The organism is Rhodococcus sp. MALMAid1271 (assembly GCF_049195265.1).
GTDB lineage: Bacteria > Actinomycetota > Actinomycetes > Mycobacteriales > Mycobacteriaceae > Rhodococcoides.
In genome coordinates, this window is record NZ_JBMIRQ010000020.1 from 15,004 (window position 1) to 36,296 (window position 21,293).

Here is a 21,293-nt window from a genome sequence, read left to right on the forward strand (position 1 = left end):
GTTGAGAAGATGACAATCGGGATTACACCGGAGATCGATGCAGGGACGTCCGTCGGAACCAACGCCGATCGAGCCTACGAAATCGTCCGTGAGCAGCTGATCATGCTCGAGATCCGGCCAGGGGAGCCGATCAACGACGATCGTTTGGCCGAGCAATTGGGGCTCGGACGCACGCCGATCCGGGAAGGTCTCAAACGACTCGAGCGCGAGCGGCTCGTCGTCGCGTACCCCCGGCGTGGAACGTTCGCCACTGCCGTCGATATGACAGATCTGGCCAACATCTCAGAGATCCGCAAGCAACTGGAACCCGCGGCCTCCGCCCGTGCCGCGCGCACGGCTCGGCCAGCGGCGCGAGATCGGCTCTCGGAGCTCGCGACGTCCATCGCAAGCATCGACGACACCGATGACCCACGCGAGGTGCTACGCAAAGACGTTGCGGTACATAGGGAAATCTATCGAGCGTCGGGAAATCCCCACCTCGAGGACATTCTCGTCAGCCTCGACGCGCATGCCACACGGATCTGGTGCCTGTTCCTCGACCGGCTGCCGAACGTCGCAGGCCATGTTCGTGAACACGTTGCGTTGCTGCAGGCCATCATCGACGGCGACGCCGACACCGCAGCCGAGCTGACCCTCGAGCATGTCACCGGGTTCGAGAACGCCATCAGGGAACTGCTGTAGGGGCGGCAGATATTCGTGCCGCCGCGCCGCGTAGCGCGGTCGCGATGGCGTACGTGGCCGGGGTGTACTGACGCCGCGCACGCGAGGCGATGTAGATGACTCGGGTCGAATCACACCGAAGGACTCGATCGAGAACTCCGCCGACCATCAACAGTCACGGCTGCTCAGGGGCGTCGTCGAAGGATTCGCGGATGCGTTCGCGATACAGGCAGGTAACGAATCTGCCGCACAGGTGGACAGGCAAGCCCCGGTAAAGAAGGGTTAAAGGTTGGCGACGGCACGCCCCAACGACCGCGCAAGAACCGAATCCGACGAACCGTGCCGTCGAGGATGGTGACGGCAACCGTGGACACACTTGCTCGCAAACTGGGCCTCAGAACCGACAATCACATCTTCTTCGTTTCGGCCGGGCTCACGATCGCGCTACTGGTTCTGTTCCTCATCTTCCAGGACTGGGTGGGGAACGCGTTCGGTGTCGGTAGGGAATGGATCGTCACCAATCTCGGGTGGTTGTTCATCATCGGCGTCACATTGTGGTTGGTGTTCCTGATCTGGGTCGCCATCAGCAAGTACGGCCGCCTGCGTCTGGGCGAGGACGACGACAGACCTGCGTACTCGAACCTGTCCTGGTTCGCCATGCTGTTCGCGGGCGGCATCGGCACGGTACTGATGTTCTGGGGCGTGGCAGAACCGATTTCGCATTTCTCTGCGCCGCCGTTCGACGGTGTCGAGCCCTACAGTGTCGAAGCGTCCCAGGATGCGATGAGCATTTCCCTCTATCATCTGAGCCTGCACACCTGGGCGATCTTCACCCTGCCCGGGTTGGCGTTCGGCTTCTTCATCTACCGATACAAGCTGCCGATGCGCGTGTCCTCGGTGTTCTATCCGATTCTGAAGGAACGTATTTCAGGTCCGATCGGAAAGACGATCGATGTATTCGCAGTGTTGGGCACGATCTTCGGCTTGGCTGTGTCACTGGGGCTCGGCACCTCCCAGATCAATGCGGGATTGAGCGCGCTCGTCGGACTTCCCGATACGGTGTGGGCGAAGGTACTGATCATCGGACTGCTCACCGTGGTTGCAACGGTCTCGATCGCCGTTGGCTTGGACAAGGGTGTTCGTCGACTGTCGAACGTGAACATCCTCGTGGCAGTCGGTTTGATGATCTTCGTTCTGATCGCCTCGGACACCGTGTTTCTGCTGCGGCAGATTTTCGAGAGCTTCGGAAACTATGCACAGGAAATCGTTCCGTTGTCGTTCTGGAACGACGCCATGGCCGAGTTCACCTCTGACGGCGGGTGGGGATGGCAGGGCGGTTGGACCGTCTTCTACTGGGCGTGGACGGTGACGTGGGCCCCGTTCATGGGCGTCTTCCTCGCCCGCATCTCGCGAGGTCGAACGATTCGGCAGTTCGTCATCGGCGTCCTGGCTGCCCCCTCGTTGTTCACCCTGGTGTGGTTCGTCGTGTTCGGTTGGTCTGCAATGAGAATCGACGGGATCGGTGGCACCGGCGGTTCGATCTCGGACGCGGTCGCCGAGAGCGTTCCGTTGGCGATGTTCACGTTCTTCGACAACTTCCCGGCCGCGACCCTGATTCAGGGGATCGCGGTGGTCGTCGTGGCGCTGTTCTTCGCTACGTCCTCGGACTCGGCATCACTGGTGATCGACATGTTGTGTTCCGGTGACGGGGAGGCCGGTCCGGTACGGCAGCGCGTGTTCTGGGGCATTACCGAAGGTGCCGTGGCGGCCACCCTGATCGTGCTCGGCGGTGAGGCAGGACTGCAAGCGCTACAACAGGTCATCACCGTGATCGGGCTACCGATCTTCCTTCTGGTGTCGGTGATGATCATCGCTCTGGTGATGGGATTGCGAGCCGAGCGGGTCAAGGTGCAACCGCTCACGCGGGAAGAATTCCGCGAACACAACGGCGAGTCGATCACTACCGAGTCGGAGAAGGTGCGCTCGTCGAGTCTCGCCAGAGATTCGGACGAGTAGCCATGGAACAGGTGGAGTGAATCAGGACTCGGCGCGCCGAAGGGCGTCGACCAGTGGGATCAGATCCGGCTCGGTCGACGCCTCGTCGAGTGCCTCGCTCAGAGCGGCGTCGTTCGTCGGTCGCGCCTCCTCGAGCAGCGCAAGCCCTTCCTCGCTGACGTCGGTGTAGATGCCTCGCCGATCGGTGGGGCACAGGTACCGGGTGAGCAGTCCTCGGTCTTCGAGTCGGGTGACCAGCCGCGTCGTCGCGCTCTGGCTCAGGACCACGGCGTCGGCCACCTGTTTCATCTGAAGGTGCCCGCCCTCCCCGTCGTGTTGCCTGCCCAGGACGTCGAGCAGCCAGTACTCACGTGCGCTGAGGTTGTGGTCGGCCTGCAGAGCGCGCTCGATCCGACCCTCGATGCGGCCGTGCAGCACCGCCAGTGCCAGCCAGTTCTGCGCCAATGCAGTCATGGCGGGGTCGTGTGCCGACATGGCCTTTACCTCTCGATATCGTCAGTGGTGACCACCCACCGTACCGCGCCTGCCCTTAGTCAGCGTGTGCAACTAGGCCGGTCGGCGGGCAACGATCCGTCGAGCGTGGGCGAGGACCGGAGCGTCGACCATCTGTCCGCGGAAGGTGAAGACGCCACGATTGTGGGCGACGGCGTCGAGTACCGCCGTTGCCCACTCGAGGTCCTCGCCGCTCGGGGCGTACGCGTCACGGATGACCGGGATGTGGCTCGGGTGGATGGACACCTTACCGTCGAAGCCGACGGCCACCGCGTCCTCGGCTTCGGTGCGCACCCCGTCGAGATCGGGGATGTCGAGGAATACCGAATCCAGCGCGAACAGTCCGCGTGCTTTGGCTGCGAGCAGCGTTTGTGACCGAACATGCTGCGCCACAGCGCGGTACTCGCCACTGGCATGCCTGCTCGAATTGCCGCCCATGGCAGCAACGAGGTCCTCGGCACCCCACATGGCACCGATGGCGTTGTCGGCGGCGAGTGCCTCGAACACCGTCATCGCCCCGAGCGGGGACTCGATCAGAGCGACGACGTTCCATCGGGCCAGAGCGGTAATCTGTTCGGCCGATTCGCATTTGGGCAGCATGACGGTCGTGTACTCGGTCTGCTCCAGGGCCTCGAGGTCTGCCGCCTGATCGTCGGTGCCGTGCGCATTGACCCGAACGATGGTGCGCGACGGGTCCAGCGCAGTTGCAACCATGGACCCGCGGGCAGCGGCTTTGTCCGCGGCCCCCACCGCGTCTTCGAGATCGAGGATGACCACATCGGCTCGGGCTGCGGCCTTCTCGTACCGCCCGGGGCGGTCGGCCGGGCAGAACAGCCACGCCGGTCCCGGCGGAACCCAATTCACGACGCATCCTCCGGTGGTTGCATCCGGACGAGCGTCTTGCGGACGGCGATCGCGACGACGTCGCCGTGCTGGTTGCGTCCAGTGTGGGTAAACGTCACGATTCCCTCGCCGGGCCGGGATTTCGACTCGCGCTTGTCCGAGATCACGGTCTCGGCGTACAGCGTGTCGCCGTGGAACAGCGGCTTGGGGAACGACACCTCGGAGAAGCCGAGATTGGCGACGATGGTGCCCTGGGTCAACTGCGTCACCGACAGCCCGACGAGCGTGGAGACCGTGAACATGGAATTGACCAGTCGTTGACCGAAAGGCGTTGTCTCACTGTAGGCCGCGTCGAGGTGAAGGGCCTGGGTGTTCATCGTCTGGGTGGTGAACAGGGTGTTGTCGGCCTCGGTGATGGTGCGCCCGGGGCGGTGCTCGTACACCGTGCCGAGTTCCATCTCCTCGAACCACAGGCCGCGTTGGCGAATTCGTTTGTCGCTCATAGTCCCAGGCTCCTCGCGATCAGCATCAGCTGAACTTCGGTGGTGCCCTCGCCGATCTCGAGGATCTTGCTGTCTCGGTAGTGCCGAGCGACGACGTAGTCGTTGATGAACCCGTATCCACCGTGGATCTGCGTGGCATCGCGCGCGTTGTCCATCGCCGCCTCGGAGGCGATGAGCTTGGCGATCGAGGCTGCCTTCTTGAACGGTTTGCCCGCCAACATCAGTGCCGCCGCGTCGTAGTAGGCGGTTCGAGCAGTGTGTGCGCGGGCTTCCATGCGGGCGATCTTGAACGCGATGGCCTGATTGCGGGCAATCGGGGCACCGAAGGCCTCGCGCTCCTTGGCGTACTTCACGCTTTCGTCGACGCAGCCCTGCGCGGCCCCGACCGACACGGCAGCGATTGCGATCCGGCCCTCGTCGAGGATGTGCAGGAAGTTCGCGTACCCGCGGCCCTGCTCTCCGAGCAAATTCTCCTGTGGCACACGTACATCGGTGAAGCTGAGTGGGTGGGTATCGGATGCGTTCCAGCCGACCTTGTTGTACGCCGGTTCCGCGACGAAGCCTGGGGTGTTCGTGGGAACGAGAATCGACGAGATCTGCTTGCGTCCGGTCGCTTCGTCGACGCCTGTCACCGCGGTGACGGTGACGAGTTCGGTGATATCGGTACCGGAGTTGGTGATGAACTGCTTGCTGCCGTTGATGATCCAGTCGCCGCCGTCGCGCGTAGCGGTGGTTTTCGTGCCACCCGCATCGCTACCGGCACCGGGCTCGGTCAGGCCGAACGCGGCCAGGGCTTTACCTGCCGTCAGCTTGGGCAACCACTGCTGCTTCTGGGCGTCGTTGCCGAAGCGGTACACCGGCATGGCTCCGAGGGAGACGCCGGCTTCGAGCGTCATCGCGACGCTCTGATCGACTTTGCCGAGCTCCTCGAGCGCCAGGCACAGCGTGAAGTAGTCGCCGCCCATGCCGCCGTACTCCTCGGGGAACGGCAGACCGAACAGGCCCATCTCGGCCATCCCCTTCACGACCTCGTACGGAAAGGAATGTTCGGCATCGTGTTTCGCCGAGACCGGTGCGACGACCGTGCGGGTGAAATCGGCTACGGACTCGACCAACTGCTGGTACTCGTCGGGGAGATTCGCGGATGACAGATGATCGGTCATGAGTGATCCTGTTCGGTATCGGTGGGAACGATTCGGGCGAGGACCTGGTCGACGCGGACCTGATCCCCCACTGCGACACACAGTTCGACGGTGCCGTCGATCGGGGTGGTCAAGGTGTGTTCCATCTTCATCGCCTCGACGACGACGATGGCCGTGCCTGCGGTGACGGCGCTACCTGTGGTGGCTCCGATCGCGATGATCGAACCCGGCATCGGCGAGACTATTTCGGCGTCACCGGAGTGCGCGTCGTCCTCGCGGACACCGGCTTCGGCGATCCGGTCGATACGCCAGGTGCCCTCGGCGCTGGAAACCCAGGTGGCCGAGCCGCTCCGGGCGAAGGTCATCGCCTCGCGTCGATCGTCGAGCACCAGATCCACCGAGTCGTCGGTGGCCACGGCTCGGAGCGTGCGCGGCGTCCCATCGTCGACGACGACGGTGGCCGCATCGAGGCGGCCGGTGATGGCCACGTGAGCCGTCCGGCCTCCGGAGGCGAGGCGACGCTGGAACGGGGCGTGCGTTCCCACTCGCCAGCCCGAGGGTGCGCTCCAAATATCTTGTCCCGCAGCCTGCCATGCGTCGAGCCAGGCAATGGCCGTCGCGGCGACGAGCGCCTCGTCGCTCGTCTCGGCGGCTTCGAAATCCTCGACGCGGCGGTCGAGCAGGCCGGTGTCGAGTTTGCCGGCACGAACGTCGTTGTCGGCGAGCAGGAAGCGAGCGAATTCGATGTTGGTGACGACGCCGAGCACCGCGGTGTCGGCCAGCGCCCGATCGAGGCTGCGCAGTGCGGTCGCGCGATCGGGTCCGTGCGCGATCACCTTGGCGAGCATCGGGTCGTAGTTGCTGCCCACCTCGCTTCCGACGGCCAGTCCGGAATCGACGCGGATGCCGGTGCCGGTGGGTTCCCGAAGCCCCACGACGGTGCCACCGGTAGGGAGAAAGCCGCGGCCAGGATCCTCTGCGTAGATCCGCGCCTCGATGGCGTGACCGGTGAGGGTGATGTCGTCCTGGGTGATCGTCAACATCTCGCCTGCTGCCACCCGGACCTGCCATTCGACGAGGTCGAGTCCGGTGACCATCTCGGTCACCGGATGCTCGACCTGCAGGCGAGTGTTCATCTCCATGAAGAAGAATTCATCGGGTTGATCGGCCGAGACGATGAATTCGACTGTGCCCGCACCGGAGTAGTCCACGCTTCGAGCGGTGTCACAGGCGGCTTCGCCGATGCGTGCCCGCGTCTGCGCATCGAGCAGCGGCGACGGTGCTTCTTCGATGACCTTCTGATGCCGCCGCTGCAGACTGCATTCACGCTCGCCCAGGTGGATGACGTTGCCGTGCCCGTCGGCGAGGATCTGAACCTCGATGTGACGGGGTCGCAACACGAATCGTTCCAGGAACAGAGTGTCGTCGCCGAACGACGATGCGGCTTCCCGGCGGGCGCTGGTCAGCGCCGCGGGAAGATCCTCGGCACGTTCGACCAACCGCATCCCTTTACCGCCGCCGCCAGCCGACGGTTTGACCAGTACGGGGAATCCGACTTCCGGTGCGCCGGAGATCAAGTCGTCGTCGGAGAGTCCCGGCCTGGAAATTCCGGGTACGACGGGGACGCCGAACGCGCTGACGGCGGCTTTGGCGGCGATCTTGTCGCCCATCACCTCGATGGCCTTGGCCGGAGGGCCGAGGAATGCGATACCCGCCGCAGCACAGGCTGTTGCGAACTCGGCGTTCTCGGACAGGAATCCATAACCGGGATGAACGGCCTGTGCTCCGGTGGCTTTCGCGGCGGCGATCACCTTGCCGATGTCGAGGTAGCTCTCGAGAGCATTGGCAGGTCCGAGCCGCACTGCGGTGTCGGCTTCTCGCACGTGCCTGGCGTCGACATCCGCGTCGCTGTAGACGGCGACGGTACGAATTCCCATGCGACGCAAAGTTCGTGTCACGCGTACGGCGATCTCTCCGCGGTTGGCGATCAGAATGGTGTCGATCATCGTGGTCATGCCTCTCACATCCGGAAGACGCCGTAGGAGACCGGCTCGAGCGGCGCATTGGCGCACGCCGACAGTGCCAGCCCCAGAACGTGCCTGGTGTCGGCCGGGTCGATGATGCCGTCGTCCCACAGCCGGGCCGTCGAATAGTAGGGGTTGCCCTGGCTCTCGTACTGATCGCGGATCGGGTCCTTGAACGATTCCTGGTCCTCGTCGCTCCACGGCTGCCCCGCAGCGTCGAGTTGGTCGCTACGCACCGTGGCGAGCACCGATGCTGCCTGCTCGCCGCCCATCACCGAGATACGGGCGTTGGGCCACATGAACAGAAAGCGCGGCGAGTAGGCCCTGCCGCACATCGAGTAGTTGCCCGCGCCGTAGGAACCACCGATGACGACGGTGATCTTGGGGACGCGTGCGCACGCCACTGCCGTGACCATTTTCGCGCCGTGCTTTGCGATGCCACCGGCCTCGTAGTCGCGACCGACCATGAAGCCGGTGATGTTCTGCAGGAACACCAGCGGGATGCTGCGTTTGTCGCACAGTTCGATGAAATGTGCGCCCTTCATGGCAGATTCGGCGAACAAAACGCCGTTGTTGGCGATGATCCCGACGGGGTGGCCGTGGAGGTGGCCGAAGCCGGTGACGAGTGTCTTGCCGTATTCGGCCTTGAACTCGTCGAATTCGCCTGCATCGACTATCCGGGTGATCACTTCGCGCACGTCGTACGGGGTGCGAGGGTCGGTGGGTACGACGTCGTAGATCTCGGACTGGTCGGCGATGGGCGCTCGGGTGGTGACGACATCCCACGGCCGTGGGGTGCGGGGCCCGAGGGTGGTGACGATGCGGCGCACACGCTGCAGGGCGTCTCGATCGTCGTCCGCCAGATGGTCGGTCACGCCGGAGATCTTCGAGTGCAGATCGCCGCCGCCGAGTTCTTCGGCGGTGACGACCTCTCCGGTGGCGGCCTTCACCAGCGGCGGGCCGCCGAGGAAGATGGTGCCCTGGTTCTTGACGATGATTGCCTCATCGCTCATCGCGGGCACGTAGGCGCCGCCCGCGGTGCACGAGCCCATGACTGCGGCGATCTGCGCAATCCCCTTGGCGCTCATGGTCGCTTGGTTGAAGAAGATGCGACCGAAGTGATCGCGGTCGGGAAACACCTCGTCCTGACGCGGGAGGAAGGCGCCGCCGGAGTCGACCAGATAGATGCACGGCAGCGTGTTCTGCAGGGCGATTTCCTGAGCCCGGAGATGCTTCTTGACCGTCATCGGGTAGTAGGTGCCGCCCTTGACGGTGGCGTCGTTGGCGATGATCACACACTCGCGGCCCGAGACCCGGCCGATGCCGGCAATGACGCCGGCACCGGGGCATTCGTCGTCGTAGAGACCGTTGGCGGCCAGGGGTGCAATCTCGAGGAACGGGCTACCGGGATCGAGCAACTCGTCGACGCGGTCGCGGGGAAGTAGCTTGCCGCGGGCGATGTGCCGTTCGCGTGACTTCGCGCTACCGCCGAGGGCGGCGGCAGCGAGCCGTTCGGCAAGTTCGCCGGTGAGAAGCTCGTGATCTGCACGATTGGCAGCTGTATCGATCGCCATGAGATGCACGCCTTAGGGGGTCGGACGCCGGTGTCACCCGAGTTCAGTTAATGATTGATAACTGACAAGATAGTAAACTACGATTAACTGAGTGTCCAGGGTTCGAGGGGGTGCAGGAGTTGGAAGCCAAGCCGGTCACCGTGCGTGAACAACGCAAGGCGCAGCGTCGACAGCAGTTGCTCGACGCCGCTGCGACATTGTTCGCAGAACGCGGGTTCGCCGCGGTGCGGCTAGAGGATCTGGGCGCGGCCGTCGGCGTCAGCGGTCCGGCCGTCTATCGCCACTTCCCGAACAAGGACGCGGTGCTCGTGGAACTGATGGTCGGGATCTCGGAGTATCTCCTCGACGGCGGTCGCGAGGTCGTCGGATCCGCAGCGGTGGATGTGCATACGGTGCGTGCCCTGGTGGATTTCCATCTCGACTTCGCCTTCGAGACTCCGGCATTCATTCGCATTCAAGATCGCGATCTGCAGAGTCTGCCCGAGGCGGCGCAGCGCAAGGTGCGCCGAATGCAACGCGAGTACGTGGAACTATGGGTCCAGGTGCTCTGTGCCGTCGATTCGGAACTGACCGAGTCCGATGCCCGCACCACAGCGCACGCGGTATTCGGGCTGATCAACTCCACCCCGTACAGCGCCGGGCGCAGTCCGTCACGAAGTGCTCGTCCGGTGCTGCGGGCAATGGCGCTGGGGGCGTTGGGTTTCTCCTCGTGAACCACTGACCTGAGTGTCCACAATTCGCCTCGCCGGTCGACTCGCCGTCGGTACCTGCCTCGTTGTCTGCTTCGGCGTGATCGTGTACTACGAAGTGGCGCGCACCCACGAACGTGGAGGCGCAGTCGACCGAAACACAGGAGCGCAGATGAAGACACGTCGTCGAACAGGTGCCCTCGTCGTGGCCGCCGCACTCGCGTCGTGCTCGATCTTGCTCGCCGCCCCAGCGGGGGCTGCACCTGCGATCACACACGAACTCGGCGACGTCGTCTCCACTCGCGACCTGCCACCGGAACTGTGGATTCCAGGCTCGTCCGCCGCCACCGTGCTCACCTACGTCACCACCGACACCTTCGGTGACAAGGCGCTCAGCACCGGCACCGTCTTTCTCCCCCAGGGCACTGCGCCGGAGGGCGGTTGGCCGGTGGTCTCGTGGGCACACGGCACGTCCGGGTTGGACGACTCGTGCGCACCGTCGGTCGTGGGACCAGCCCTGCCCGAGCGAGATCTGCCGTATCTCGCGAACTGGATCGCGCAGGGATTCGCCGTCGTGGCCAGTGACTACGCCGGCCTCGGTACGCCCGGATTGCAGGCATATCTCGACGGCCGGACCACAGCGCACAACGTCGTCGACATGGTCAAGGCGGGCCGCAACTACTCCCCGGACCTCGCGAAATCCTGGGTGGCAGTGGGACAGTCGCAGGGCGGCGGCGCGGCGATCTACACCGCTCGCTACGCGACGGAATTCGGTGGACCGGATCTGGATTATCGCGGCGCCGTCGGAACCGGAACTCCCGCATACATCGAGAAGCTCATCTCGATCGGCGGGCCGGGTGTACCACCGGTCGCGCTGCCTGCGGGGTTGACCTCCTACGTCGCGTACATCATTGCTGCGCTTCGCTATTCGCATCCGGAGCTGGGGTTGGACAGTATTCTGACCCCCATCGGCCAGAAGTATGCGGCGCGTGCCGAGACGACCTGCGTCGCTGATTTCGAGGCAGAACTCGACGGCGTGGCGGTCGGCGATTTCTTCACCGCACCGCTGACCAGCCTGCCGAACTTCACTGCTGTACTCGACGACTACATGGCGATGCCCGAGGCCGGTTTCGACAAGCCATTCTTCATGGGCCACGGTCTGCGAGACATCGATGTTCCGTTCCCGACCACCGCGGCCTACGTCGCCAGACTCACCGCGAACGGCCAGCCGGTGACGTTCCGGACCTATGATGCCGACCACAGCGGAGCGCTCGTCGCGTCGGTGGCCGACACCATCCCATTCGTCGAGCAGCAGCTGCTGCGCTAGCCCACTGGACGCGCGCTGGGTAGTCCGTATGCGCGGGCGGTGAACTTCTCCAGCACGGTACGCGGCAGCAATCTCTGGGCGAGGAAGACCGCACACGCATTGCTGCCGACGGCGTAGATCGGGAGAGTCTTACTGTCCTCGACCGCCCTCAATACCGTCTTGGCGACGGTCTCGGCCGAAATACCCTGCGCTTCTTTGGCGTCGAGTGTGGCGATCACCGTGGTGAAATCGCGACGGTAGGGGGAGTGCGGGCCGCAGTACTTGGTGCGACGAGCCGAGAGGCCGGTGTCGATCGAGCCGGGTTCGACGGTGGTGACGTCGATGCCGAACGGCTTCAGTTCGTATCGGGCAGCTGTCGAGAACCCTTTGATCGCTGCCTTCGTCGCGGCATAGGACGAACGATATGCCAGTGGAAAGCTGGCCAGCATCGAGCCGATATTGATGATCTTGCCTCGACGGCGTTCCCGCATTCCCGGCAGTACGGCCTGCGTGAGCTCGACTGCACCGAACACGTTGAGCTGGAACAGTCGGGTGATCGCCTCGATGGGCAGTTCTTCGATCGGCCCGCACTGACTTTCGCCCGCGTTGTTGATCAGCACATCGACTTCCACGTCGTCGAGCTCGTCGACGAACGCGCGAATCGACGCCGGATCGGTCAGATCGAGATCTCGGTACTCGACCCCGGGGATCGGGTCGGTCACCGTGGAACGGCTGCGACTCGTTCCGATGACGTGATAGCCGTGAGCGAGCAGCAATTCGGCCACGGCCCGGCCGATACCGGATGTGGCACCGGTGACAAGTGCGGTGTTCATCTACGCCTCTTCGTTCGTGTGTTTCCGGTCTTCGGGGCAGTGTGTGGAGCCGTGGGCCTCGGTCGGTCGATGCGCCGGAGCGTCGTGCTCGGAACCCGGGTGTGCAAGGCCGGTACCGACCTGCCTGACGCCATGACGGTGCGGTCCGGCCGCACGATCGCCGCCACCGCCCGGCCACGTCGCAGCCACAGGCCGAGTTCGGAGGATGCCGCGACCTCGACGATGCAGGCGCCGCGGCGATCGACCTCGCGCCGTTGTTCGACGGTCAGCGGCGTGGTCGAGAGGAACAGGAACTGTCCCGGCGCGACACTGTCGATGCGAGTTCCGTTGTCCAGAATGCTGTTCGGGCACATTCCCCCGACGAGCGAGCCGATCGTGGTGATGGATCGCTGAACGAAGTCCGAACGTGTGAGTGCCGGAGTGGCGCTGTCGGACACCTTGGACCCGACCACCGGGAGACGACCGAGCGCAGGTGCGAGGTTGCTCCGCATGATCGCGGTCAGTCTGCTGCCTCCCGTCATCGCCCAACCCATCGCGACGGCCATACGAATCATGTTTTTGGCGTGCGTCTTTCGCTCGATCTCGTAGCTGTCGAGCGAGAAATCGGAAACATGGCCGTCGAGGGCACCGACGATCTTCCAGACGAGATTGCACGCGTCACGCAGGCCCGCACCCATGCCCTGTCCGATGAACGGTGGAGTCAGGTGCGCCGCGTCGCCGAGGAGGAACACACGTCGGTCCCGCCAGGAACTCGCGACCTGTGCTCGAAATGTGTACTCGGCGGCGCGAATCAATTCCATGTCCGGCTCGCCGGCAGAGCGCAACCAGGGTGCGATCAGCGGCCGGATGGACTCGAGGTCCTCGAACTCGTCGAGCATCTCGCCGTCGAGGAGGCGAAATTCCCAACGGTAGCGACTGCGGCCGATCCGCATATACGTGGCGGATCGCTCCGAGTCGCAGACCTGGTGGACGCCGTCCCACTGGTCGAGGTCTGTGTCGGTGGCGATATCGATCACCAACCATCGTTGCGCGAAACCGAGATCCTCCATCTTCGACCCGATGGACCGGCGCACGATGCTGTTGGCACCGTCGCACCCGAGCACGTAGTCCGCAGTCACCCAATGGGGGGTTCCGTCCTCGGTGGAGGTGTACCGCACCCGGACAGAATCTTTCAGGTTCTGCACATCGGTGATCTCGCATCCGCCCCGCATCTCGATCGTGTCGTACCGGGCGATGTGTGTGCGCATGAGTCGCTCGAGGTCCGGCTGGTCGAACATGTTCGCCTGGGGATAGCCGTGTGGTCTGTCGTCGGGATCTCGCTCGAACTCGGCAAGGGTTCTCAGATCCTTTGCGCACAAACGCAAACCGCGCCCCGGACGTGAGATGGCGGCGAAATCCTCTGCCACACCGATATCGTGAAGAACTCGATACACCTCGTCGTCGAGATGTACTGCGCGGGGCTGCGGATAGACCTCGTCCCAACGATCGAGCACCAAGCAGGGGACGCCGTACTGCGCCAGTAGCAGAGCGGCTGTCATGCCCGTGGGTCCGGATCCGACGATCACCACCCGATGGTGTGCACCGTCGGACGTGCGTGCGGTCATCGGTAGGAGACCCGAGTGCGTTGGACCCCCAGATCGAGGGCACCGTCGGGAGTCGAACAGGTCAATTCGAGCACGTCACCGTCCTGCAGAAACGCGGGATTGTTGGCCTGCTTCTTGAAGAACACCTTCCATTTGACCGACGGCGGAACCAGCGCGCCGATCATTTCGATCGGCTTGGCCGGGGCCTTCAGCGCGGTGCCGCCCGGTGTGCCGGTGAGCAGCAGGTCGCCCGGGTCGATCCGCTGGAACTTGCTCAGCGCCGCGAGCGACTCGACCGGCCGATAGATCATGTCCTCGACCGTACTGTCCTGTCGCACAGCACCGTTGACACGCAGAGTGAGAGTCAGCTCGCCGAACCGGTCGAACTCACCGGGTTCGAGCAGCACCAGTCGTGGTCCGACGGGCGTGAACGTGGGATATGACTTGCCCTCGTAGAATTGAGTTTTCGGCAACTGGACATCGCGGGCCGAGACATCATTGGTGATCACGAGCCCGGCGACGTACTCGGCCACAGCGCCCGCATCGATCTTCGTGCCGACGGTCAGGGTCTTGCCGAACACCAAACCGATCTCGATCTCGTAGTCGAGAAGTTTCACGTGTGGCGGCTTGACGACATCGTCGGTGGGGCCGCTGATCGAACCCGAGGTCTTCCGGAAGAACGTCAGCGGCACCGTCTCGGGGTTCATACCCGAATCCTTGACGTGTGAGACGTAATTGGTCATGTTCGCCATCACGCGGCACGGTGCTGTGACGGGGGAGACGAGCGACAGTGTCTCCACGGCAACGACATCGGTGCCTGCGCGCGCTGCGTCCACGGCGGCGCGATCGGCGAGGAGTTCGGCAGTGGTGGTTGCCGAAGTGTCGATGCGTGACGCTCCGGCCGGGGTCTCGACCCACCAGGCGTCGGCGGTGCGTAATACGGCGATGCTCATGAGGAAGCTACTTTCATCAGGCCGCGAAGGCGTTCGGTGTCGAATTCGTTGTCGTTGCGTAGCGAGGAGAGGATCGATTTCAGCTCGTGCAGAGAGGCTCTGCTCGGCGCAATTCCGAGAAAGTCCTTCGACGCGGGCGGGCCCCACTGCGCGAGACCCGACGCAGTCATCGGTGCCCATCCAGGTTCGAGGGAACTGTCGAACATGTCGCCGTCGCTGAAATGCTCTACCAGGAACCCGTCGGGATCACGCCAGTAGTCGAAGAGCTGGCTGCCCTGGATGTGCCTGCCGATGCCCCAGGAATGCTTGTAGCCGCGCTCGGTGAGGAATTCGCCGCCGGCGGCGATGGCATCGAGATCGGTCACCTGATAAGCCGAGTGCACGTACCGATCCGACGGGCCGAGAGTCATGGCGAGCGTGTGATGATCGGACGGGATGCTGCCGCGATCGCAGCGGATGAAGCTCATCACCGGGCCTCGATCGCGTTGCCCGTCGTAGTAGAGGAAATCGCTGACGATCAGTCCCAGGTGATGCAGGTACCAGTTCAGGTTCTCCAGGTAGTCCACTCGCTGCAGCACCACATGCCCGAGTCGTTGTATCAGTGCAGGCTGATGTGGTGGACGCTGAGTGGCATTGATCCGGTTGCCTGGATCGCCGAAGTTGTAGGTGTGTGCGTCCTGGCCCGGAAGTTCGGGATGTTCGGTGTATCCGGAGACGATCTGAACAGGCTGCCCGCTCGGATCGGTCAGAGTGACGGCGATGCCGCCCAAAGTGTCCGGCAGTCGGTGCACGTGCTGGTCGGTGGCCTCGGCGAGCCGGACGACGTCGGCATCCTCGGCAGCTGCGAACGCTGCACCGACGAAACGGGTTCGCTTTCCGCGTCGGATGATCACGCACGGTGAGCCGATGTGCGTGCCGCGAAGGTGGATTTCCTCGGACGTGCGCAGTGAGACGGTGAATCCGAACGCCACGGCGAATGCCTCGGCCTTGGCCAGGTCGGGTTTGCGGAACTCGAGCCAGGCGATGTCGCGCACCTTGATGATCGGGTCGGTGGCCTTCCCCGGGTGTTCGCCGGGAAGCGCACCCTGATCCACGTGCATGTTCTTGTGGCCGTCGACCTCGTGTCCCATCAGCCCTCCTCGTTGTTGACTATATCGTCATCTATGACTGCAGCGTCAGTCACGGGCGTTGACAAATTCGTCAGCTGTGAGGAAAGGTCAGTGGGTAGACCAGCGTAGACAGAGATAGGCACCATGATGGAGACCCAGAATCGCCTCGAGCGGCGCAAGGCGCGCACCCGTAATGCGCTGATTGCCGCGGCGCAAGGCCTCATCGCTCGGGGCGAGCTGAATGCACCGATCGCGGAGATCACCCAGGCTGCCGATGTCGGGATGGGTTCCTTCTACAACCACTTCGCCAGTCGCGATCAGTTGTTTCAGGCTGCGGTCGACGGTGCTCTGGAGCGGCTCGGAAACTATCTGGATTCGCTCACCGACGCTGCGGCCGATCCAACGGAGACATTCACTCGATCGTTCCGTATCTCCGGCCGACTCTTCCGTCTGCAACCGGAGATGAGCCGGGTGCTCATTCATTCCGGACCCGAGCTGGTCACTTCGCAGCATGGTCTCGGCCCCCGGGCGGCGAGAGACATCCATGCCGGAGTCAAAGCAGGATACTTCCGAGTCCAGGACATTCAACTCTCGCTCACCCTCGTGGCAGGTGCGCTCCTCGGCCTGGGCAAGCTGCTACTCGAGCAACCCGATCGCGACGACGCCGAGTCCGTGGACCGGATGGCGTACACCGTGCTGCTTGCACTGGGAATGTCCGACAGCGACGCCCAGGACCTGTGCTCGCGGCCGCTGCCGCCGATGAGTGACATCCCGAGTGTGGGGGACGAGAGCGCGTAGCCCGAGCCGAACGGGGGTGAGTACTCCTCGAAACCGGAGGCGCGGTGCCCCGACTGCGGGGTGATCGACCGTCTCGACGCGTACGGCCCGCATCGACCAGAGCGGGGCAACTATCGTCGTTCCGATGGCTGGTAATGCGCGCGATCCCGGAGTCTCGGTTGCTGCGCGGCTGCTGGCGTTGCTCGGTGTGTTCGACGAGAAGGCACCTGCCTTGACGTTGACCCAACTGGCCGACGGTGCGGGACTGCCCATCGCCACCGCCCATCGACTGGTTCGCGAACTGGTCGACTGGGGTGCGTTGGTTCGCGCCGAGGACGGGCGGTACATGGTGGGCCGCCGACTGTGGAAGCTGGGGTTGTTGGCGCCGGATCAGTCCGATCTGCGCACTGTTGCGTCGCCTTTTCTGCACGACATCTACGGTGCGACGCTCGCAACGGTCCATCTTGCGATCCGGGACGGCGACGAGGTGCTCTATCTCGATCGGTTGGCCGGGCACGCTTCGGTGCCTGCGGTCAGCCGCGTCGGTGCTCGCCTGCCGCTGCATGCCACCGGAGTTGGAAAGGTCCTGTTGGCGTACGCGCCGCGGGAGGTGCACGATCGGGTCTTGCGATCCCTGACTCGTATCACCCCGTACACGGTGACCCATCCGGGGAAGTTGGAGAACGAACTTCGTCGGGTTCACCGTGAGGGGTATGCGCAGACCGTCGAGGAGATGACCCTCGGGGCGTGTTCGGTGGCCGTTCCGATCCGTGGTGGCGACGCACATGTGTTGGCCGCCTTGGGAATAGTGGTGCCGAGCTTCGGCCGCGATCGAACCAGACTGGTGGCAGCGCTCCAGGTTGCCGCCCAGGGGATCGAGCGGTCACTTCGAAAAGGTGGTTTTCACTGAGTGGAAACGTACTCTTGCTCGGTCACCACTCGCGCGATCTACTCGACTCATGCGTACACAGGTCGCCATCATCGGTGCAGGGCCCGCGGGCTTGCTGCTCTCACACCTACTCGGCGAGCAGGGCATCGACACCATCGTGATCGAATCACGCACACAGGACTACGTGCTCTCGCGAATCCGCGCCGGCATTCTCGAACATTCCACTGTTCGATTGCTCGACGAACACGGGCTCGGTCAGCGGCTGCATCGCGAGGGCCACGAGCACCGCGGGATCTATCTCCAATGGCCGCACGAGCGGCACCACATCGACTTTCGCAGCCTCGTGGACCGCAGCGTATGGGTCTACGGCCAAACCGAGGTCACCAAGGATCTCGTGGCGGCGCGCGAGCGGGCCGGCCAGCAGTTCTACTACGACGTGTCCGACACCGCGTTGCACGACGTCGAATCCGACGCGCCGTACGTCACCTTCACCGACGCGTCGGGAACCCCGACGCGCATCGACGCCGCCGTGATCGCCGGGTGCGACGGGTCCTTCGGGCCGAGCCGGGCGGCCATGCCCGATGCCGTCCGTAACACCTGGGAGCGGGTCTATCCGTATTCCTGGCTGGGCGTGCTTGCCGACGTCGCACCCTCGACGGACGAGTTGATCTACGCCTGGCATCAGGACGGATTCGCGATGCATTCGATGCGATCGTCGACGGTCAGCAGGCTGTATCTGCAAGTTCCCAACAACACCGATATCGGGGCCTGGTCCGACGACCGAATCTGGGATGCGTTGGCAGTCAGGCTCGGTCACGGCCAGGACGGCTGGGAGCTGCGTCCGGGACCGATCACCGACAAGAGTGTGTTGCCGATGCGCAGCTATGTGCAAACCCCGATGCGGCACGGCAATCTCTTTCTCGCAGGAGATGCCGCGCATATCGTTCCGCCCACGGGCGCGAAGGGCCTCAACCTCGCGGTTGCCGACGTCGCACTCCTGGCACCGGCGTTGACGCAACTGTTGCAGGGGAAGCGAACCGAGTTGGCGGAGCACTACAGCGACACCGCTCTGCGCCGCGTGTGGCGCTGTACTCACTTCTCCTGGTGGATGACGACCATGCTGCACACAGGAGCCGACCCCTTCGATGCGCAACTGCAGCTCTCGCAACTGAAATGGGTGGCATCGAGTGAAGCGGGTGCGATGGGGTTGGCGGAGAACTACGCCGGTTTGCCCATCGGGTTCTGACCCGTGCACTGCCCGCTCTCGCCGTCGGCCACGAAATGCGCTCACAAGGCATCCACGGCTTCGAGTTCGGTGGAATCTCTCGGCAGCCCACGACCGCCGCACTAGTGTGAGCCCATGCGTATAGACGAGTATCGGAAATATGACGGACTCGGCCTGGCCGAACTGGTCTCCGAAGGAGAGGTCACTCCGCGTGAGTTGCTCGACTGCGCCCTGACGCGCGCCGCGGCGATCGATCCGTCGCTCAACTCCATTGTCCGTCTCATGCCGGAGCAGGCCGACGCGCGTGTGATGGACACGCTCGACGGCCCGTTCGCGGGCGTGCCGTTTCTGATCAAGGATCTCTCGCAGGACTACGCGGGGCTCCCCACTGCGAGCGGTTCCCGATCTTTGACGCAGCTGCCGATGCCCGAGCACGCCACGGTAGTGCAACGCTGGCTCGACGCAGGCCTGGTCATCTTCGGCAAGACCAACACCCCGGAGTTCGGTGCCAAGGGAATCACCGAGCCGACGGTGTTCGGGCCTGCCCGAAACCCGTGGGACCGCAGTAGAACTCCGGGCGGGTCCTCGGGTGGGTCGGCCGCCGCGGTTGCTGCCGGCATCGCGGCGGTGGCGGGGGCGAGTGATGGCGGCGGGTCGATTCGCATTCCGTCGTCGTGCTGCGGTCTCGTGGGTCTCAAGCCGGGCCGTGGCCTGGTGCCGTCGGGACCCACTTTCGGCGAACCGATGCACGGGGCAGCGGTGCAGGGTGTGGTCTCCCGGTCGGTACGGGACACCGCTGCGATGCTCGACGTGTTGGCGGGCGGTGAACCCACGTCCGGGTACCTGTCCGCACATCCAGACGGTAGCTTCCTGTCTCGAATGGACGCCGACCCGAGGCCGCTACGCATCGGGATGTACGCGGCCACGACCATTAATCCCAGTCCTGCCCCGCAGGCAGTCGCCGCAATGGAAGCGGCAGCGAGCACACTGACCGACCTCGGTCACACCGTCGAGCTACTCGACGCTCCGCCGTACGACGACGCAAGCCTCAATCGCGAATTCCTGCTGGCCTGGTTCACCTACCTGGCTTACGAAATGGACGAGGTGAAGCGTCGAACCGGTTGTGGTGACGACAAATTCGAGCGCGACACCCGGATCATGGCGGCGCTGGGAAGATCTGCAAGTGGGGTCGATTACCTCGAGGCGGTGGAGGGGCGGCATGTGCATGTGCGCGCGCTGGCCACGTATTTCGAGACGTACGACCTGCTGCTGACGCCCACGATTGCCGAGCTGCCGCCGAAGGTCGGCGCATTCGATCTAGCGAGGCCGCTGGAGCTGGCATCGGAGCTGTTGTTGCGCAGTAGAACTGCGGGGATGCTTCGACACACGGGCATCGTCGATCAAATGATCGACGACAATATTTCGTGGATTCCCTACACCCAGTTGGCCAACGTCACCGGACGTCCGGCGCTGTCGTTACCGCTTCACTGGACCCCGGACGGCCTGCCGATGGGCGCGCAGTTCACGGCACCGCTGGGCGGCGAGGGTCTGCTCGTCCAACTTGCAGCACAGTTGGAACGAGCAGCGCCCTGGTCGCACCGCTATGAGGAAATCGGCTAGTGCGTCGCGCCGAGCTGGGCTTTGCCCAGGATTCCCGACGGTCGTTGTCGCAGTTGACCATCCACGATGTCGATCACCCCGCCTGCCCACTTCGGATCGGTGTCGGCGGCCGCCTGGGGATCGGCGTGCGTATCGGTGCCTTCCTCGGCGGTCACGGTGATCGCACGCTGCAAGGCCTCTCGCACGCTCATCAGCGTCGTATCGGAATCGGCGAACACATCGGTGGCCGCGTTGCCGCGGCGCACCACCATATCGTGAGTGAGGCTGTCCACCAACGAGATCACCGTTCCGGGAGGCATCGCGGTGATAGCGGCAACAGCGCGGCCCACCAATCCGGTCGGCAACAGCGGAACGGGAATCTGGGCTCGCCGCAGCCCTGCGACGCTGCCGTAGGCCCTGAGCAGATCCGGGTAACTCATCGTTTCGGTTCCGCCGATGTCGAACGAACCCGGATGCGCTTGGCCGCCGAGCGCTCGGCCGATGATGGCCACCACATCGCCGACAGCAATCGGCTGGACCTGCTTACGCATCCACGTCGGAATCGGGGTCACCGGTATGCGCTCGGTCATTCGCCGAACCAACTCGAACGACGTCGATCCGGAACCGAGGATGATCGCGGCGCGGAGCACGGTCGCGTCGACGGAACTGTCCAGAAACACCTCCTCGACCTGGAGGCGCGAGCGCAGGTGGTCCGACAGCGGCGCGCCGTCGTCGGAGATGAGGCCGGACAGGTAGACGATCCGGCCGACACCGTTGCGTTCGGCCGCCGCGGCCATGGACTGTGCAGCGTGTCGATCCTTCTCGACGAAGTCTCCCTCGTCCATCGAGTGCACGAGATAGACGACGGCATCGACGTTCGCCGTCGCAGTATCGAAGCTGTCGTGCTCGTCGAGGTCGAAATGCACCGCGGTGACGCTTGCCCCCCAGGCGAACCGCGGCTTCTTGTTCGGGTCACGCATCGCGGCATGGACGTCGTGGCCCTGTTCGACAAGCACCGGGATCAACCGAGACCCGATGTATCCCGTTGCGCCGGTGACCAGTACTCGCATGGCATC

General features: G+C 64.1%; 19 protein-coding genes. 8 read left to right on the forward strand and 11 right to left on the reverse strand.

The window, feature by feature from the left end:
- Positions 1-9 precede the first annotated feature (9 nt).
- Positions 10-681, forward strand: a complete 672-nt coding sequence (locus ACOQFP_RS00870; RefSeq protein ID WP_206490691.1) for a GntR family transcriptional regulator — start codon at positions 10-12, stop codon at positions 679-681.
- Positions 682-1,026: 345 nt separating this feature from the next.
- Positions 1,027-2,676, forward strand: coding sequence for a BCCT family transporter (locus tag ACOQFP_RS00875; RefSeq protein WP_421583154.1), 1,650 nt, complete (start codon positions 1,027-1,029; stop codon positions 2,674-2,676).
- Between the two features lie 21 nt (positions 2,677-2,697).
- On the opposite strand, the gene ACOQFP_RS00880 is transcribed toward ACOQFP_RS00875, so the two are convergent.
- The 6 genes from ACOQFP_RS00880 to ACOQFP_RS00905 form a co-directional block, all read right to left on the reverse strand.
- The gene (locus ACOQFP_RS00880; protein WP_206490689.1) at positions 2,698-3,150 is read right to left on the reverse strand and encodes a MarR family winged helix-turn-helix transcriptional regulator; all 453 of its coding nucleotides are present in this window, start codon (positions 3,148-3,150) and stop codon (positions 2,698-2,700) included.
- A gap of 72 nt (positions 3,151-3,222) precedes the next feature.
- Positions 3,223-4,032: an HpcH/HpaI aldolase/citrate lyase family protein gene (locus ACOQFP_RS00885; protein WP_421583155.1), complete on the reverse strand. Its 810-nt coding sequence runs from the start codon at positions 4,030-4,032 to the stop codon at positions 3,223-3,225.
- Complete coding sequence (locus tag ACOQFP_RS00890) at positions 4,029-4,514, reverse strand: MaoC family dehydratase (protein WP_421583156.1); 486 nt, start codon at positions 4,512-4,514, stop codon at positions 4,029-4,031. Before ACOQFP_RS00890 ends, ACOQFP_RS00885 begins: the two co-directional genes overlap by 4 nt.
- Positions 4,511-5,677 carry an acyl-CoA dehydrogenase family protein gene (locus ACOQFP_RS00895; RefSeq protein WP_421583157.1) on the reverse strand — a complete coding sequence of 389 codons (1,167 nt, stop codon included), beginning with the start codon at positions 5,675-5,677 and terminating at the stop codon, positions 4,511-4,513. Before ACOQFP_RS00895 ends, ACOQFP_RS00890 begins: the two co-directional genes overlap by 4 nt.
- Positions 5,674-7,671 (reverse strand): acetyl/propionyl/methylcrotonyl-CoA carboxylase subunit alpha, encoded by a 1,998-nt coding sequence (locus tag ACOQFP_RS00900; RefSeq protein ID WP_421583158.1) that lies wholly within the window; start codon positions 7,669-7,671, stop codon positions 5,674-5,676. The genes ACOQFP_RS00895 and ACOQFP_RS00900 overlap by 4 nt, the downstream gene beginning before the upstream one ends.
- Before the next feature lie 5 nt (positions 7,672-7,676).
- Positions 7,677-9,254 (reverse strand): carboxyl transferase domain-containing protein, encoded by a 1,578-nt coding sequence (locus tag ACOQFP_RS00905; protein WP_421583159.1) that lies wholly within the window; start codon positions 9,252-9,254, stop codon positions 7,677-7,679.
- A gap of 110 nt (positions 9,255-9,364) precedes the next feature.
- Between ACOQFP_RS00905 and ACOQFP_RS00910 the strand changes: the two genes are divergently transcribed.
- Together ACOQFP_RS00910 and ACOQFP_RS00915 are read left to right on the forward strand one after the other, a co-directional pair.
- Positions 9,365-9,967 (forward strand): TetR/AcrR family transcriptional regulator, encoded by a 603-nt coding sequence (locus ACOQFP_RS00910; RefSeq protein WP_421583160.1) that lies wholly within the window; start codon positions 9,365-9,367, stop codon positions 9,965-9,967.
- A gap of 148 nt (positions 9,968-10,115) precedes the next feature.
- Positions 10,116-11,270, forward strand: coding sequence for an alpha/beta hydrolase family protein (locus ACOQFP_RS00915; RefSeq protein ID WP_421583172.1), 1,155 nt, complete (start codon positions 10,116-10,118; stop codon positions 11,268-11,270).
- On the opposite strand, the gene ACOQFP_RS00920 is transcribed toward ACOQFP_RS00915, so the two are convergent.
- From ACOQFP_RS00920 to ACOQFP_RS00935, 4 genes are read right to left on the reverse strand one after another with little or no spacing between them, the layout of a single operon-like run.
- Complete coding sequence (locus tag ACOQFP_RS00920) at positions 11,267-12,082, reverse strand: SDR family oxidoreductase (RefSeq protein ID WP_421583161.1); 816 nt, start codon at positions 12,080-12,082, stop codon at positions 11,267-11,269. The two genes, ACOQFP_RS00915 and ACOQFP_RS00920, sit on opposite strands and share 4 nt — an antisense overlap.
- Positions 12,079-13,686, reverse strand: a complete 1,608-nt coding sequence (locus tag ACOQFP_RS00925; protein ID WP_421583162.1) for a bifunctional 3-(3-hydroxy-phenyl)propionate/3-hydroxycinnamic acid hydroxylase — start codon at positions 13,684-13,686, stop codon at positions 12,079-12,081. The genes ACOQFP_RS00920 and ACOQFP_RS00925 overlap by 4 nt, the downstream gene beginning before the upstream one ends.
- Entirely contained in the window at positions 13,683-14,618 is a 936-nt protein-coding gene (locus tag ACOQFP_RS00930; protein WP_421583163.1) for a fumarylacetoacetate hydrolase family protein, read from the reverse strand. The genes ACOQFP_RS00925 and ACOQFP_RS00930 overlap by 4 nt, the downstream gene beginning before the upstream one ends.
- The gene (locus ACOQFP_RS00935; protein ID WP_421583164.1) at positions 14,615-15,748 is read right to left on the reverse strand and encodes a VOC family protein; all 1,134 of its coding nucleotides are present in this window, start codon (positions 15,746-15,748) and stop codon (positions 14,615-14,617) included. The genes ACOQFP_RS00930 and ACOQFP_RS00935 overlap by 4 nt, the downstream gene beginning before the upstream one ends.
- A gap of 123 nt (positions 15,749-15,871) precedes the next feature.
- Between ACOQFP_RS00935 and ACOQFP_RS00940 the strand changes: the two genes are divergently transcribed.
- The 4 genes from ACOQFP_RS00940 (at position 15,872) to ACOQFP_RS00955 (ending at position 20,238) form a co-directional block, all read left to right on the forward strand.
- Complete coding sequence (locus ACOQFP_RS00940; RefSeq protein WP_206490679.1) at positions 15,872-16,525, forward strand: TetR/AcrR family transcriptional regulator; 654 nt, start codon at positions 15,872-15,874, stop codon at positions 16,523-16,525.
- A 124-nt stretch (positions 16,526-16,649) separates the two neighbouring features.
- A complete protein-coding gene (locus ACOQFP_RS00945; RefSeq protein WP_421583165.1) occupies positions 16,650-17,414 on the forward strand; it encodes an IclR family transcriptional regulator in 765 nt (254 codons plus the stop codon).
- Positions 17,415-17,463: 49 nt separating this feature from the next.
- Positions 17,464-18,639, forward strand: a complete 1,176-nt coding sequence (locus ACOQFP_RS00950) for a 4-hydroxybenzoate 3-monooxygenase (protein ID WP_421583166.1) — start codon at positions 17,464-17,466, stop codon at positions 18,637-18,639.
- Between the two features lie 114 nt (positions 18,640-18,753).
- Positions 18,754-20,238, forward strand: coding sequence for an amidase (locus ACOQFP_RS00955; protein WP_421583167.1), 1,485 nt, complete (start codon positions 18,754-18,756; stop codon positions 20,236-20,238).
- Here the strand turns inward: ACOQFP_RS00955 and ACOQFP_RS00960 are convergent.
- A complete protein-coding gene (locus ACOQFP_RS00960; protein WP_421583168.1) occupies positions 20,235-21,287 on the reverse strand; it encodes an NAD(P)H-binding protein in 1,053 nt (350 codons plus the stop codon). The two genes, ACOQFP_RS00955 and ACOQFP_RS00960, sit on opposite strands and share 4 nt — an antisense overlap.
- Positions 21,288-21,293 lie beyond the last annotated feature (6 nt).

Coding starts and splice junctions, on each gene's coding strand:
- ACOQFP_RS00870 (WP_206490691.1), top strand. CDS start 10: ATGACAATCGGGATTACACCGGAGATCGATGCAGGGACGTCCGTCGGA.
- ACOQFP_RS00880 (WP_206490689.1), bottom strand. CDS start 3,150: ATGTCGGCACACGACCCCGCCATGACTGCATTGGCGCAGAACTGGCTG.
- ACOQFP_RS00890 (WP_421583156.1), bottom strand. CDS start 4,514: ATGAGCGACAAACGAATTCGCCAACGCGGCCTGTGGTTCGAGGAGATG.
- ACOQFP_RS00895 (WP_421583157.1), bottom strand. CDS start 5,677: ATGACCGATCATCTGTCATCCGCGAATCTCCCCGACGAGTACCAGCAG.
- ACOQFP_RS00900 (WP_421583158.1), bottom strand. CDS start 7,671: ATGACCACGATGATCGACACCATTCTGATCGCCAACCGCGGAGAGATC.
- ACOQFP_RS00905 (WP_421583159.1), bottom strand. CDS start 9,254: ATGGCGATCGATACAGCTGCCAATCGTGCAGATCACGAGCTTCTCACC.
- ACOQFP_RS00915 (WP_421583172.1), top strand. CDS start 10,116: ATGAAGACACGTCGTCGAACAGGTGCCCTCGTCGTGGCCGCCGCACTC.
- ACOQFP_RS00920 (WP_421583161.1), bottom strand. CDS start 12,082: ATGAACACCGCACTTGTCACCGGTGCCACATCCGGTATCGGCCGGGCC.
- ACOQFP_RS00925 (WP_421583162.1), bottom strand. CDS start 13,686: ATGACCGCACGCACGTCCGACGGTGCACACCATCGGGTGGTGATCGTC.
- ACOQFP_RS00930 (WP_421583163.1), bottom strand. CDS start 14,618: ATGAGCATCGCCGTATTACGCACCGCCGACGCCTGGTGGGTCGAGACC.
- ACOQFP_RS00935 (WP_421583164.1), bottom strand. CDS start 15,748: ATGGGACACGAGGTCGACGGCCACAAGAACATGCACGTGGATCAGGGT.
- ACOQFP_RS00940 (WP_206490679.1), top strand. CDS start 15,872: ATGATGGAGACCCAGAATCGCCTCGAGCGGCGCAAGGCGCGCACCCGT.
- ACOQFP_RS00945 (WP_421583165.1), top strand. CDS start 16,650: ATGGCTGGTAATGCGCGCGATCCCGGAGTCTCGGTTGCTGCGCGGCTG.
- ACOQFP_RS00950 (WP_421583166.1), top strand. CDS start 17,464: ATGCGTACACAGGTCGCCATCATCGGTGCAGGGCCCGCGGGCTTGCTG.
- ACOQFP_RS00955 (WP_421583167.1), top strand. CDS start 18,754: ATGCGTATAGACGAGTATCGGAAATATGACGGACTCGGCCTGGCCGAA.
- ACOQFP_RS00960 (WP_421583168.1), bottom strand. CDS start 21,287: ATGCGAGTACTGGTCACCGGCGCAACGGGATACATCGGGTCTCGGTTG.